8 protein-coding genes are annotated in these 15,809 nt (G+C 57.0%); all 8 read left to right on the top strand.

Annotation, left to right across the window (positions count from 1 at the left end; all coding sequences use genetic code 11):
- The first annotated feature begins 9 nt into the window (after positions 1–9).
- The 8 genes from UF64_RS02325 to yidC all read left to right on the top strand — a co-directional run bounded on the left by UF64_RS02325 (position 10) and on the right by yidC (position 15,805).
- On the top strand, positions 10–1,731 hold the full coding sequence (locus UF64_RS02325; RefSeq protein ID WP_052657419.1) for a peptidase domain-containing ABC transporter: 1,722 nt from the start codon (positions 10–12) through the stop codon (positions 1,729–1,731).
- Positions 1,728–3,872 carry a peptidase domain-containing ABC transporter gene (locus UF64_RS02320; RefSeq protein ID WP_052657418.1) on the top strand — a complete coding sequence of 715 codons (2,145 nt, stop codon included), beginning with the start codon at positions 1,728–1,730 and terminating at the stop codon, positions 3,870–3,872. Before UF64_RS02325 ends, UF64_RS02320 begins: the two co-directional genes overlap by 4 nt.
- The gene (locus UF64_RS02315) at positions 3,869–5,224 is read left to right on the top strand and encodes an HlyD family type I secretion periplasmic adaptor subunit (RefSeq protein ID WP_044827011.1); all 1,356 of its coding nucleotides are present in this window, start codon (positions 3,869–3,871) and stop codon (positions 5,222–5,224) included. Before UF64_RS02320 ends, UF64_RS02315 begins: the two co-directional genes overlap by 4 nt.
- Before the next feature lie 141 nt (positions 5,225–5,365).
- Positions 5,366–12,988 carry an Ig-like domain-containing protein gene (locus UF64_RS02310; protein ID WP_052657417.1) on the top strand — a complete coding sequence of 2,541 codons (7,623 nt, stop codon included), beginning with the start codon at positions 5,366–5,368 and terminating at the stop codon, positions 12,986–12,988.
- Between the two features lie 159 nt (positions 12,989–13,147).
- Complete coding sequence (gene rpmH, locus UF64_RS02305) at positions 13,148–13,282, top strand: 50S ribosomal protein L34 (RefSeq protein WP_007091264.1); 135 nt, start codon at positions 13,148–13,150, stop codon at positions 13,280–13,282.
- Between the two features lie 4 nt (positions 13,283–13,286).
- The gene (gene rnpA, locus UF64_RS02300) at positions 13,287–13,748 is read left to right on the top strand and encodes a ribonuclease P protein component (RefSeq protein WP_044827010.1); all 462 of its coding nucleotides are present in this window, start codon (positions 13,287–13,289) and stop codon (positions 13,746–13,748) included.
- Positions 13,745–14,053, top strand: a complete 309-nt coding sequence (yidD, locus tag UF64_RS02295) for a membrane protein insertion efficiency factor YidD (protein WP_044827009.1) — start codon at positions 13,745–13,747, stop codon at positions 14,051–14,053. The genes rnpA and yidD overlap by 4 nt, the downstream gene beginning before the upstream one ends.
- Positions 14,054–14,098: 45 nt before the next feature.
- Complete coding sequence (yidC, locus tag UF64_RS02290) at positions 14,099–15,805, top strand: membrane protein insertase YidC (RefSeq protein WP_044827008.1); 1,707 nt, start codon at positions 14,099–14,101, stop codon at positions 15,803–15,805.
- Positions 15,806–15,809 lie beyond the last annotated feature (4 nt).

Below are 15,809 nucleotides of genomic sequence, written 5' to 3'. Positions count from 1 at the left end.
GCCAGCCTGATGAGACGTCGGTCTCGATTGAATATCGGTACATTGTCGCACCTGCGTACAGGGCGGTTTGCGCTGTTGATCACGGCTTTGGTGATCAACCTGCTGACCCTTGCCTTGCCGATTACGCTTTTGCAGGTCTATGACCGTGTCCTGCCGCACAGCTCCATCCCGACGCTGACCCTTCTGATTTTCGGGGTTCTGGGCGCGCTTGTGCTTGAGGCGATCCTGCGTCTGGGGCGTGCTTATATCTCCTCGCTTTCGGCGGCGAAGTTCGAACATTACAGCTCTCAGCAGGCGGTTGGGCATTTGCTGTCGGCAAGTCTGACCGACTATGGCAAGACCGCACCGGGCCTGCACCTGCAACGGCTTAACAGTCTTAACATGCTGCGAGATTTCTATTCCGGGCAGGCGATCGGCGCGGTTGTTGATTTGCCGTTCATTGTTTTGTTCCTGGCCTTGATCGCGGTGATTGGCGGGCATCTGGTGTTCGTGCCGCTTGGCATTCTTCTGGTGTTTTTCCTGACCGCGATGTTTCTGGGGCGCGATTTGCGCGCAGCCCTTGATGACCGCAGCCAATCCGATGAACGGCGCTATAATTTCATCATTGAAACCCTGACGGGCATTCACACCATCAAATCGATGGCGATGGAAAACCTGATGATCCGTCGCCATGATCAGCTGCAATCCCAATGTGCCGGCGATGACCTTCGCGCGGCCCGTTCGGCCCATGCCGCGGTCAATGCCAGCGCGACCTTTTCGATGCTGACCATGGTGCTGGTAGCGGCCGTCGGTAGTGTGCTTGTGATCAATGGGCAGCTGACCGTTGGTGGACTTGCCGCGTGTACGATGCTGTCGGGGCGTTCGATCCAGCCGCTTCAGCGCGCGATGACCTTGTGGACGCAGTTCCAGAACATTCGCGTTGCCCGACAGCGGGTCAATGAACTGTTTGAAATCGAAGAAGAAGATGCCTTGGGCTCGGCCGATATGCCGTTGCTTGATGGCAAGATCGAGTTGCGCAATGTCGCCTTCTCGCATGCCGATGGCAAAAAGATCTTCGAGAACCTTGATCTGTTGGTCGAACCGGGTGATTCCATCGCGATTACCGGCGATAATGGTACCGGCAAGACAACGCTTCTGTGGTTGCTGATGGGGGCCTTGCGCCCGGATCGCGGCGAAGTGCTGCTTGATGGCAAGGACCCGGCTGATTACACCGCCGAATCCACCCGCCGTCAGATCGCCTATCTGCCCCAGCATGGCGTGATGTTCAAAGGCACGATCCTTGAAAACATCACCGGTTTCCGCAAGGAAATCGGCGTCGAGCGTGTGATCGAAATCGCCCGGCGTTTGGGCCTTGATGACATCGTCATGCGCATGCCCGAAGGCTATGACACCGAAGTCGGCGGGCAGGCGTCCGAAACCCTGCCACGCGGGGTAAAGCAGCGCATTGCGGTGGCGCGTGCCCTGATTGATTACCCGCGCATTGTCCTGTTTGACGAAGCCAACAGCTCGCTTGATATCGCGGGCGACAACATCATGACCAGCCTGATGGTGGAGCTTAAAAAGCACTGCACGCTGGTGATGGTGTCGCATCGCCCGTCGCTGATTGCGATGGCGAACAAGCAATACCGCCTGATCGACAAGCATCTGGTGCCGGTTCTGCGTCGCACGAACAAAACCACGGATGCGGCCAAGGATGCCGGGCGCCCGGCCGCAAGCGGAGCAGGGGCATGATCAAAAAACTCGAAAACATGGATTATGCGCTGAACTACCGTATGGGGCTTGCCAGCACCGACGCGCTTTCCGATTTCGATGCATGTGTCTGGCCACTGCTTCAGGCGCTGGGTTGGCGTGGTTTGCCGCGTCAGGTTGCCGAAGCCCTGCCGCATATGGATCAGGCGCTTGATCTGACCGATTTCCGCAATGTCATGGCGCATCTGAACTATCAGTCGCAGGAAATTGACGCGACGCTTGATCAGATTGATGAACGCCTTATGCCATGTCTGTTCGTCCCGGACGAGGGCACCGCCCTTGTCGTGATCCGACCCGAAGAAAACGGTGTTCGCGTTTTTGACGGCGGCACAGACCGCGAATTCGTCATCAAGCTTTCGGCTCTTCCGGGCAAGATTTATCAGTTCTCGTCGGCAGACCGGCGTGAACGCTATTTCGAAGATGACAAACGCGGCTGGTTTGGCGGTATTGCCGACCGGTTCTCTGGACTTGGCTATCAATTGCTGACCATGACGTTTGTTCTCAACATCATGGCGCTGGCAACCCCGATCTTTGTGATGGGGATTTATGACCGGGTTATCGGCACGCGATCGATTCCGATGTTGATCCAGTTTTCCATCGGTATTGGCATTGTCCTGATCCTGAGCTGGATCTTGCGCACACTGCGCAGCCAGATCGTCAGTCATTTTGGCGCGCGCCTTGATACGCTGGTCAGTGGTGCGATTTTCGAGCGCCTGCTTTCCTTGCCGCCGGCTTTTACCGAACGCGCACCGGTTGGTGTGCAGATTTCGCGTATTCGCGATTTTGAAAGCGTGCGTGAATTCTTCACCGGGCCTATGGCGCTGGTGATGATGGAAATGCCGTTTGTGCCGCTGTTCCTGATTGTCATGTTCTATCTTGGTGGTTGGCTCGCCCTGATCCCGATTGCTTTGATAGGGGTGTTTGCCCTGATTGGGATTGTCGCATTCCCGGTGGTGGCACGTCGGGTGTCAGAACTTGGCCGACATGGTGCGAACCGGCAGGAATTTCTGGTCGAAACCGTCGGCAAGATGTCTGCGCTCAAATACACCGCTTCGGAAAAACGCTGGTTGGCCCGGTTCCGTGATATTTCGGCGGATACGGCCCATGCCGGGTATCGGGTGGCGATGGTCAATAACGTGATCAATACATCTGCCCAGGTCCTGATGATTACGTCCGGCGCACTCGTTCTGGCCTTTGGTGCGCAGCGGGTGATGGATGCGCAGATGAGTGTCGGTGCGCTGGTGGCATCAATGATGCTGGCATGGCGCGTGCTAGGCCCGATCAATCAGGCGTTTCTCGGCATGCCGCGCCTCGCACAGCTGCGCGGCAGTGTGCGTCAGATCAACCGTTTGATGACGATTGCGCCTGAAGGTGACCTTGTCCCGCGCTCAGTCGAGCAGCATCGTTTTGAAGGTGCTGTGACCTTCTCACGTGTCAGTTTCCGCTACACGGCCGATTCCGATCCGGCCCTGATGGGGGTTAATTTCGATATCAAGCCGGGGCAGGTGGTTGCCGTGGTGGGGGCCAATGGTGCGGGCAAATCATCGCTGATCAAACTGATCGCGGGGATGTATCAGCCCCAGGCGGGGGCGGTTCTGATTGATGGGGCCGATATCCGCCAGATGGATCCGCAGACCCTGCGTCAGGCCATTTCATATGTGCCGCAGGATATCGAGTTCTTCCGCGGCTCCATCGCGCAGAACCTGCGGCTCGCCAATCCGGTGGCCTCAAGCGATGATTTGCGCATGGCTTGTATGGCGGCAGGTATTCTGGATGAGGTCGAGGCGCTTCCGAACGGGTTCAAGACCCGTGTCGGTGATCAGCATTCCTCGCGCTTCTCGGCCAGTTTCCTGCAACGTCTGGCACTCGCACGTGCGCTTGTGCGCGAAGCCCCGATTATTCTGTTTGATGAACCCACCAATGGTCTGGACCAGCGGGCTGATCGTGCCTTCCAAAGCACGATCAACCGCCTGCGTGGTGGTTCGACCATCTTTTTGATTACCCATCGGCCAAGTCATCTGGATTTGGCAGACCGCATTCTTGTTCTTGATGGCGGACAGTTGCGCGGGGACGGCCCGCCCGCCCGCATCAAGCAGCAAGTGATAGACGGAGGCTACCTATGAGTGACGCAGCAACTCAGGATACCGCGATTGAACGGTTCAAGCGTTCGCGGCGGATGGCGCGATATCTTTCGCATGCCGTGCTGCTCGAAGAGGGTGGCATTTCTGTCTTTGTGCGCTCGGCCATGGTGATGCTTTCGGTTGGGTTCCTGGCCCTCGTGGCCTGGTCGGCCACGACTGAAATCAAGGAAACCGCAATCACGTTTGGTCAGGTGATGCCGACCAGTGCGGTCAACAAGATCCAGCATCTTGAAGGCGGCATCATTGAACAGATCATGGTGCGCGATGGTGATCTTGTCGAAAAGGGTGAAGTGCTCGTTCGGCTCAAGGCTGACGGCGCACAGGCGGAGCTTTCCCAGACCGAAACCCGGCTTGGCAATTTGCAGCTTGAGTCTGAACGCTACCGTGCCCTTGCCGAAGGCCGCGAACCTGACTTCACTGCCTTGATGGTTCAGTATCCTGAACTGGCGCAAAATCAGGCGGAAATCTATCGCATTCAGACCGAACTTGATGCCAATCAGAACGAAATCCTTCAGGTTCAGATCAAGGAACGCAATGCCGAACTGGCCCAGCTGAGCGAGCAGGAAGCAACCCTTCGCAAATCGGTTGATCTTCTGAGCCAGGAAGTAACCATGCGTCGGTCGCTCTATGAGCAGGGCCTGAATTCCAAGGTGCTGTTTCTCAATATCCAGCGCGAACTGAACGAAGCGCAGGGCAATCTTTCTGGCGTGGTCGCCGAACAGGCGCGTGCACGCGAAACCATTGCCGAGGCAAATCTTCGACTCAATGAGCTTGAAAAAAGCCAGCGTGAAGAAGCGATTACCGAACTTGGTCGTCTGGGCGGTGAAATTGCTCAGGCCCGTGAGGCGCTGCGCAAATTGCGTGATCGGGTGGAACGTCTTGAAATCGTGGCGCCGACCCGTGGCTATATCAAGGGTCTGCAATTCACCACCATTGGTGGGGTGATTGCCCCGGCACAGATGGTGATGGAACTGGTGCCGGTTGATGATGTCCTGATCGCGGAAACCCGCATTTCGACCGAGGATATCGGCCATGTTCATCTCGGCCAGCCGGTGACGGTCAAGGTCAGTGCGTTTGACTTCATCCGCTATGGCGGGATTAGTGGTGAATTGGTATCGATTTCGGCCTCTACTTTTGTTGATGAAGATGGACGTCCGTATTATAAGGGCAAAGTTGCGCTCGACCACGACGCTGTCGGCGAAGGTGCAACAGCTCAGAAGATCATACCCGGGATGACGGTCCAGGCCGATATCCAGACCGGGGAGCGTACTCTCCTTCAATATCTGTTGAAGCCGGTTTATGTCTCGCTTGATCAGGCGTTTAGCGAACGCTGAGCAATTTTGGGTCCCGCTGGAAATGTAATCATTTCTACTGCCTGGCCGTACAATTCACTGGTGAAGATCAGTGTGTCTATACTATTGTATAGAAGTGTGGGGTGACCTATCCTGTCCCGCGCTTTACGGAGAATGGGTTAGATGGCGGACGATCGCAACGATACTGAAACTTCACGTCCTGATGATGGTGGTCACGGTGATCTTGACCATCAGGCCGCGCCAGAGGATCTGGAGCGCTCGCTAAGTCAGGATGGTGAGAGTGATGAACTGGTCGAATTGCATGACGATCAGGACAGTTCCGCACGTCCCCAGGAACAGGAATTGGGATCGGTGCATTACGGCACCCAGATCCGCAATCCGCAGGGTGAAGAACAGCAGGCCTTCCAGCGTCAGAACGCCGCTGCCCAGCGTCAGGAACGCGCTCAGGCACAGGAAGCCACTGAGCAGCAGACCATCTCGCTAAATGAAAATGCCGAGATTGAAAACAATCTCGATACCGGTGCCGATACCTTCCAAAGCAACCTTGGCAACGATGGCGCGGATGAAATCTCGCTGCAGTCCGAACCAAGTGCGGTAGAACTACCCGGCATTCCGCTGTCAACCAACGACACCAACGAGCTACGCGGTGATCGCGAAGATACCGGCCCGAATGTGGACGAAGGCCTGCAACCCGATTTCATTGCACCGGTCGAAGAAGCCCCGGCATCCGAAGCCGCAGTTGTCGAGGAAGACCTTGAAGAAGATGACGAACTTCTTCTCGAAGATGAAATCGATACCGAAGACGAGATCGAGGTTGAAGAACCCAAGGTCGCCGATGCGCCGACGCTGAGTGCTGGTGATGTCACCGGTGCTGAAGACAGCGCGATTACGCTGGACCTCTCGGTATCGCTCAATGATCAGGATGGTGGCAGCGAAACGCTCTCGATCACGATTTCCGGCCTGCCGGACGGGGCTGTTCTCTCGGCCGGGACGGATAATGGCGATGGTTCTTGGACCCTAACGCCGGGTCAGCTCAGCGGCCTGACCCTCACCCCGCCGGAAAACTTCAGCGGCAGCATTGATCTTGATATCTCCGCCACCAGCCGCGAAGCCAATGGCAGCGCCGCAACAAGCAGCTCAAGCTTCACCATTGATGTCACGGGTGTCGCCGACGGCGCAACGCTTGACGTTTCCGATGCAAGTGGCGCTGAAGACAGCGTGATCGCGCTTGATATCGACACGGAACTTCTCGACGGCAGCGAAAACCTCGCAATCACCATCGAAGGTGTGCCCGATGGCGCAACGCTGTCTGCCGGAACCGACAATGGCGACGGCACCTGGACGCTTGGTGCCGACCAACTCGAAGGCCTGACCATCACGCCAGCTGAAAACTTCAGCGGCGATATTGACCTTTCCGTCCTTGTATCGACCACGGACGGTGACGACACCGCCGTCGTGATGGAAAACCTCACAGTCGAGGTCGAGGGTGTGGCGGACGCCCCAACGCTTGAGGTGTCTGATGCTAGCGGCGGCGAGGGCAGTGCGATCGCGCTGGATATCGATGCAGCTCTCACAGATAGTTCCGAAACTCTGACCGTAACGATCAGCGGCGTGCCTGATGGTGCGACCCTGTCTGCGGGTACAGATAATGGCGACGGTACCTGGACGCTCGGCTCCGGCCAACTTGAAGGTCTGACGATTACGCCAGCTGAGGACTTCAGTGGTTCGTTTGATCTCGGTGTGACCGTGACGTCTGCGGATGGATCTGACGTTGCAACGACGGCCGGTTCGATCACGGTCGATGTTGCTGGTGTGGCTGATGCCCCGACGCTGGACGTATCTGATGCGTCGGGCAACGAAGACTCTGCGATTGCACTCGACATTGACGCCGGTCTGACGGATTCCAGTGAGACGCTGACCGTGACCATCTCCGGTGTTCCGGATGGTGCCACTCTGTCGGCTGGCACGGATAACGGTGACGGCACCTGGACGTTGGGATCAGATCAACTCGAAGGTCTGACCATCACGCCAGCCGAAGACTTCAGCGGCTCGTTTGATCTTGGTGTGACCGCGACGTCTGCGGATGGTTCTGATGTGGCAACCACGACGGGTTCGATCACGGTTGATGTGACTGGTGTCGCTGATGCTCCGACGCTCGATGTCAGCGATGCCTCCGGCAACGAAGACAGTGCGATCGCGCTCGACATCGACGCCGGTCTGTCGGACAGCTCCGAGACCCTGACCGTCACGATCAGCGGTGTTCCGGATGGAGCGACCCTGTCTGCCGGTACGGACAATGGCGACGGCACCTGGACGCTGAATTCAGATCAGCTCGAAGGTCTGACGATTACACCGGCTGAAGACTTCAGCGGCTCGTTTGATCTTGGTGTGACCGCGACGTCTGCTGATGGCTCTGATGTCGCGACCACGACGGACAGCATCACGGTTGATGTTGCCGGTGTTGCGGATGCGCCGACGCTGGATGTTTCTGATGCATCGGGTAATGAAGACAGTGCAATTGCGCTCGACATCGACGCCGGTCTGACTGATAGCTCCGAAACTCTGACGGTCACCATTAGCGGTGTTCCTGATGGTGCCACTCTGTCTGCTGGCACCGACAATGGTGAAGGCACCTGGACGTTGGGTTCGGATCAGCTTGAAGGTTTGACGATAACGCCTGCTGAGGACTTCAGTGGCTCGTTTGATCTTGGTGTGACGGCGACCTCTGCCGATGGTTCGGATGTTGCAACGACCACAGGCAGCATCACTGTTGATGTTGCTGGTGTTGCTGATGCGCCGACGCTGGATGTCAGTGATGCATCCGGTAATGAAGACAGTGCCATTGCGCTCGACATCGACGCCGGTCTGACTGATTCCAACGAAACCCTTACGGTCACCATCTCCGGTGTTCCGGACGGTGCGATCTTGTCTGCCGGTACCGATAACGGTGACGGTACCTGGACGCTGGGTTCGGATCAGCTTGAAGGTCTGACGATTACACCGGCCGAGGACTTTAGCGGCTCGTTTGATCTTGGTGTGACGGCGACGTCTGCCGATGGTTCGGATGTTGCGAGCACGACGGACAGCATCACGGTCGATGTTGCTGGTGTTGCAGATGCCCCGACACTGGATGTCAGTGATGCTTCGGGTAATGAAGACACGGCCATTGCACTCGATATAGACGCTGGCCTGACGGATAGCTCCGAAACTCTGACCGTAACGATCGGCGGTGTTCCGGACGGGGCAACTCTCTCTGCCGGGACGGATAACGGTGACGGCACCTGGACGTTGGGTTCTGATCAGCTTGAAGGTCTGACGATCACGCCGGCTGAGGACTTCAGTGGCTCGTTCGATCTGGGTGTGATGGCGACCTCTGCGGATGGTTCGGACGTTGCAACAGCGACCGATACCTTAACTGTCGAGGTGACTGGTGTTGCCGATGCGCCAACCCTTGATGTGTCGGATGCAAGTGGCAATGAAGATTCCGCCATTGCTCTTGATATCGACGCAGGTCTCACTGACAGCTCCGAGAGCCTCACCGTCACGATCTCCGGCGTTCCGGATGGCGCGACTTTGTCTGCGGGTACGGATAATGGCGACGGCACCTGGACGCTGGGTTCTGATCAGCTTGAAGGTCTAACGATTACGCCGGCCGAGGACTTCAGTGGGTCGTTCGATCTCGGTGTGACGGCGACCTCTGCCGATGGATCTGACGTTGCAACGACCACAGGCAGCATCACTGTTGATGTTGCAGGTGTGGCGGATACGCCGACGTTGGATATGTCGGATGCAAGCGGCAATGAAGATTCATCTATCGCTCTTGATATCGATGCCGCTCTCTCTGATAGCTCCGAAACTCTGACGGTCACGATTGGCGGCGTTCCGGACGGTGCAACCTTGTCGGCGGGCACGGATAATGGTGATGGCACTTGGACATTGGGTTCCGACCAGCTTGAGGGTCTGACGATCACGTCAGCTGAGGACTTCAGTGGTTCGTTTGATCTTGGTGTAACCGCGACTTCTGCGGATGGCTCTGATGTCGCGACCACGACTGGTTCGATCACGGTCGATGTTGCTGGTGTAGCCGATGCCCCGACGCTGGACGTCTCTGATGTGTCGGGCAATGAAGACAGTGCGATTGGACTTGATATAGACGCTGGCCTGACGGATAGCTCCGAGACCCTGACGGTGAGCATCTCTGGCGTGCCGGACGGTGCAACCTTGTCTGCCGGTACCGATAATGGTGACGGCACCTGGACGCTGGGCTCAGATCAGCTCGAAGGTCTGACCATCACGCCAGCCGAAGACTTCAGCGGCTCTTTCGATTTGAGCATTACGGCGGTCTCGGCCGACGGTGAAGATGTTGCCAGTGTGGGTGATACGATCACCGTGGATGTGGCCGGGGTTGCTGATACGCCGACGTTGGATGTCAGCGATGCTTCTGGGTCGGAAGACAGTGATATCGCGCTTGATATCGCAGCGGGGCTTTCGGATGCGTCGGAAGTTCTGTCTGTGACGATTTCTGGCGTTCCGGATGGTGCAACCCTGTCTGCAGGTACGGATAATGGTGATGGCACCTGGACATTGGGATCGGATCAACTTGAGGGCCTGACGATTACGCCGGCTGAAGACTTCAGTGGCTCGTTTGACCTCGGTGTGACTGCGACGTCGGCGGATGGCTCTGATGTTGCGACGACGACGGACAGCATCACGGTTGATGTTGCTGGCGTTGCGGATGCGCCGACCCTGAACGTCAGTGATGCATCCGGTAACGAGGATACCGCAATTGCGTTGAACATTGACGCAGGACTAGCTGATTCCAGCGAGAGTTTGACCATCACGATCAGCGGTGTACCAGAAGGTGCATCCCTGTCCGCCGGTACGGACAATGGAGACGGCACGTGGACTTTGACTGGTGGAGAACTGGAAGGCCTGAGCGTTACGCCTCCATCTGATTTCAGTGGTAGTTTTGACCTTGAGATCACGGCAAGTACTCAGGACGGAATTGATATTGCGTCGGTTACAGATACCGTCATGGTCGATGTTGCCGGTGTTGCGGATGCGCCGACCCTCGACGTCTCTGATGCGAGCGGTAGCGAAGACAGCGCGATTGCATTGGATATTGATGCAGGCTTGACGGATAGCTCCGAGACACTGACGGTCACCATTAGCGGTGTTCCGGATGGCGCGACCCTGTCTGCAGGTGCGGATAATGGTGACGGCACCTGGACGCTGGGTTCGGAGCAGCTTGAAGGTCTGACGATTACGCCGGCTGAAGACTTCAGCGGTTCGTTCGACTTGAGCATTACGGCGGTTTCCGCCGACGGTGAAGATGTTGCCAGTGTGAGTGACACGATCACTGTGGATGTGGCCGGAGTTGCTGATACACCGACTTTGGATGTCAGCGATGCTTCTGGGTCGGAAGACAGTGATATTGCACTTGATATTGCAGCGGGGTTTTCGGATGCGTCGGAAGTTCTGTCTGTGACGATTTCCGGCGTTCCGGATGGCGCCAGCCTGTCGGCCGGTACCGATAATGGCGATGGGACCTGGAGCCTGGCGCCGGCAGACCTTGAGGGGCTTACCGTTACACCGGCCGAGGACTATTCCGGATCGTTCGACCTTTCCGTCAGTGTGACTTCGACCGATGGCGCCGATACGGCGACGGTTAGCGATACCATCACCGTGGATGTTGCTGGCGTTGCCGATGCGCCGACACTTGATGTGTCGGATATCGCTGGTGACGAAGATACGGATATCGCGATCGATATTGATGCCGGCCTGACTGACAGTTCGGAAACCATGACCATCACGGTTTCCGGCGTGCCAGATGGCGCGAGCCTGTCGGCTGGGACCAACAATGGTGATGGCACCTGGACGTTGAGCCCGGGCGATCTTGAAGGCCTGACAATTACGCCAGCCGAAGATTATTCCGGTTCGTTTGATCTTGGTATCACGGTGACCTCGACCGATGGCAGCGATACCAACAGTCTCAGTGATACGATCACGGTTGATGTTGCCGGTGTGGCAGATACGCCAACGCTTGATGTCGAGGATGCCAGCGGGGACGAAGGCACCGCCGTTGCCCTTGATATCGATGCTGCGGTCACCGATTCCAGTGAGACCCTGACCGTCACCATTAGTGGCGTGCCCGATGGCGCAAGCCTGTCGGCCGGGACGAATAATGGTGATGGTACCTGGACGCTGACACCGGCCCAACTGTCGGGCCTGACGATTACGGCGGCCAGCGATTATTCCGGCACGTTCGAACTGACCGTTTCGGTCCAGTCGCGCGATGGCGAAGATACCGCGACCACGACGGCCATTCTTGAAGTCACCTTTGACGAAGTTCAGGACGAAGATGAAGTCATCTGGGACCCGAATGATGATGGTGAGATCGAAACCGGATCGGGCAACGACACCGTCGGTGGCAACAACGGTGATGACACGATTAGCACCAATGCCGGCAACGATACGATCTGGGCCGGCGAGGGTGATGACGTCATCTATGCCGGTGAGGGCGATGACAGCGTCACCGGCGATGGTGGTGACGACACGATCTATGGCGGTGGCGGGGATGATACCCTGCATGGCGGTGAAGGCCGTAACACCATCGATGGCGGCACCGGCAATGACTATATCACCGGCGGCAGTGACCGTGACACCATCACGTCAAGTGCTGGTGACAACATTGTTTATGCTGGTGAGGGCCGCAACTACATCGAAACCGGTGCTGGCGATGACAGCCTCTATGCCGGAAGTGGTGATGACACGATTCTGGGCGGCGACGGTGACAACTATGTCAGTGCCGGAGAAGGCCGCAATGACATCACCACCGGATCCGGCGATGACAGCATCCTCGCCGGTAGCGGCAATGACACCATCAGTGCCGGCGATGGCGACAACTATATCAATGTCGGTGAAGGCAAGAACACCATCACGTCCGGGATCGGTGATGACACCATCATGACCGGGTCGGGCGATGACGTGATCGACGCCGGGGACGGTGATAACACCGTCTATGGCGGAGGAGGCCGCAATACCATCGATACCGGCAGTGGTGATGACACCATCACGACCGGAAGCGACAAGGATACGATCTCCGCAGGCGACGGTAACGACAACATCGATGCCGGGGATGGCCGCAACACCGTCTGGGGCGGTGGTGGCGATGACTCGATCCACGGTGCCTGGGGCGATGACACCTTCTATGGCGGCGATGGCAATGACATCCTCAATGCAGATGGTGGTGATAACGAGTTTGACGGCGGTGCCGGTGATGACACCCTGACAGCCGGTTGGGGGGAAGACACGTTCTTTGGCGGAGCTGGCAACGATACGCTCGATGGTGGCGGTGGTGACGACACGCTCGATGGTGGTGACGGCAATGACAGCCTTCTGGGCGGTGCTGGCGATGACATGCTGATCGGCGGGGCTGGTAACGACATGCTGCTCGGTGGTGAGGGTGACGACACCCTGATCGGTGGCATTGGCGATGACAGCCTGTATGGCGGCGGTGGGTCGGATCTGTTCATCTTCAACATGGGCGATGGCAATGATCATGTTGATGGCGGTGCCAACGGCTGGACCACGGATACCATCGAACTGCACGGGGTCGGCGGCGGCGATATCGACTCGAGCGACTGGACACTGGTCCTTGATGAAGGCGAGATCACCAAGAGCAAGGGCAGCTCTTTTGAACTCAGCACCGATTCGTCGGGAACAATCGTATTTTCCGACGGTTCCGAGTTGACATTCTCCAATGTCGAACGTATCGAGTGGTGACGAATTCACTATTCGGATGCCGTCGGGACGAAATCCCGGCGGCATTGCCGGTTTTCTGGGGGTAAATGCCCTGTCACGAGTTGACAGCTCTGGTGTGAAGCCCTATACAGCGGACCTTGAATTTTATCGGATTACCTTATTTAGAACGGAGTAAGTGCAGTGAAGCGCACCTACCAGCCAAGCAAACTCGTACGGAAACGCCGCCACGGCTTCCGTTCCCGCAGCGCGACCGTCGGTGGCCGCCGTGTGCTGACCGCACGCCGCGCCAAGGGCCGCAAGCGTCTGTCGGCCTAATGTTGTGACCGTTTCGGTGGAACGCCTTAAAAAGCGGGCGGAGTTTCTCCGCGTTGCGGGCACCCGCCGGAAATGGGTTACACAGGGATTGATCCTGCAGGGCGCACCGCGGCCGGGGATCAAACCGGACATAGAATACGCCGGTGAAGACCGACTCGCACGAGTCGGGTTTACCGTCACCAAAAAGGTGGGAAAGGCCGTCGTCCGCAATCGCGTTCGGCGGCGTTTGCGTGCTGTGGCAGAGCAATTGATGAGCGAACACGCATTGCCCGGTTGGGATTATGTCGTGATCGGTCGTGCACAGACCATTGATCGGCCGTTTGAAAAGCTGATTGATGATATGCGTTTTGCCCTGCGTCGGGTTCCTGATGCCAAGCCGTCTGCGCCTGATGCGCGCCGTCCGAACAAAGGACGGGGCAACCGCAAGCCAGTCGGTTCGACGAAGGCAGGAGACCAGGGAAAATGACAGAAATGCGTGCTCCCGGTTTTTTTGCCCGTCTTCTTCAAGTCGCAGTTCGCGGCTATCAGCTGTTTTTGTCGCCATATATCGGGTGGTCGTGCCGTTATCAGCCGACCTGTTCGGCTTTTATGCTCGAAGCATTGGCCCGTCATGGTGCATTAAAAGGCGGCTGGATGGGATTTAAACGGATAATGCGTTGCCATCCATGGGGTGGTCATGGTTATGATCCCGTGCCCGGATGTGGCTGTGAACAGAACAAAGCGTCGTCGGATGGTGAAAACCAGTCCCCGGCGCTTTCGTCATGTAAATAGAATATGCGGTCGGCACCTGCTGGCTGAAAAAAGCGGAAAGAGGCGATGAACGAACAACGTAACCTGTGGGTAGCAATTGCATCGGCAGTTGTGATTCTTATCGGGTGGCAATTCTTCTTTGCGCCCGAGCCTGATCCTCAGGTTCGTGAAGCGCAGGTTCGCGAACAGCTGAATGCGGACGGAACCAACACGCCGCAGGTATCCGGTCCGGCCGTACCAGGCGGCCAACCCGCCGTTCCGGCCGTCAAGCGCGAAGACGCGCTGGCCAAGTCGCCTCGCATCAAGATTGATACCCCGCGTGTCGAAGGTTCGATTCGTCTTGTTGGGGGTGTGATCGACGATATCCAGCTTCAGGATTATCGCGAGACCGAAGAAGACGACAGCCCGCTGATCCACGTTCTGAACCCGACCGGCAGCAATGATGCCTATTTTGCGGAGTTCGGCTGGGTCGGTGCGAAAAGCGGTATGGCGCTGCCAAGCAGCGACACCGAATGGACCGCAAACAGCGAATTGCTGACACCTGACAGCCCGGTCACGCTGACCTGGGATAACGGTGAAGGCCTGACTTTCAAACGTGAGATCGCGATTGACGAGAACTATCTGTTCACCGTCAACCAGTCGGTCGTCAACAATACAGGCGGCGATGTCGTTCTGTATCCGTATGGCCTGATTTCGCGCAAGAACAAGCCGCAGACTGCCGGTTTCTATATCCTGCACGAAGGCCCGCTTGGTGTGATCGACGGTACGCTTACCGAGATCGATTATGACGATCTGGCCGATGACGGTGCGGTCGAGCAGAAAACCACCGGTGGCTGGCTTGGTATCACCGATAAATATTGGCTGGTTGCGTTGGCACCGTCCTCGGACGAGGAACTGACCACGCGCTTTAGCCACCATGTTGCGGAAAATTCCGACAAGTATCAGACAGACTACCTTGGTGCCCCGCGTACCATCGCATCCGGCTCCGAAGGTGTGGCGGAGACCCGCCTGTTTGCCGGTGCAAAGGAAGTCACCCTGCTTGATACCTATGCCAAAGATTACGGGATCACCAACTTCGATCTCGCGATTGACTTTGGCTGGTTCTACTTCCTGACCAAGCCGTTCTTCCTGTTCCTGCAGTGGCTCTATCATCTGGTTGGCAACTTTGGTGTCTCGATTCTGGTGATCACGGTCATCATCAAGGCGATCATGTTCCCGCTGGCCAACAAGTCGTACAAATCGATGAGTGCGATGAAAAAGCTGCAGCCGCAGATCACCGAGATGCGCGAGAAGTTCAAGGATGATCGTCAGCGTCAGCAGCAGGAAATGATGGCGCTCTATAAGCGTGAAAAGATCAATCCGGCGTCCGGATGCTTGCCGATCGTTGTTCAGATCCCGGTCTTCTTCGCGCTTTACAAGGTTCTGTTTGTCAGCATTGAAATGCGCCATGCGCCTTTCTTTGGCTGGATTCAGGATTTGTCGGCACCAGATCCGACCTCGCTGTTTAACCTGTTTGGTCTGATCCCTTGGGATCCGCCGCAGATGCTGATGATTGGTATCTGGCCGCTGATCATGGGTATTACCATGTTCCTGCAGCAGAAACTGAACCCGGCTCCGGCTGATCCGACCCAGGCGAAGATCATGATGTTCCTGCCGTTCATCTTTACCTTCATGCTGGCAAGCTTCCCGGCAGGCCTGGTGATTTACTGGGCATGGAACAACCTGCTGTCAATCGCACAGCAGCGCTACATCATGTACAAGATGGGGATGTAATCCC

This window comes from Thalassospira sp. HJ (assembly GCF_000948415.1).
Taxonomy (GTDB): Bacteria; Pseudomonadota; Alphaproteobacteria; order Rhodospirillales; family Thalassospiraceae; genus Thalassospira.
Note: the sequence above shows the minus strand (reverse complement) of the source record. Positions and strands in the feature narration are given on the sequence as shown.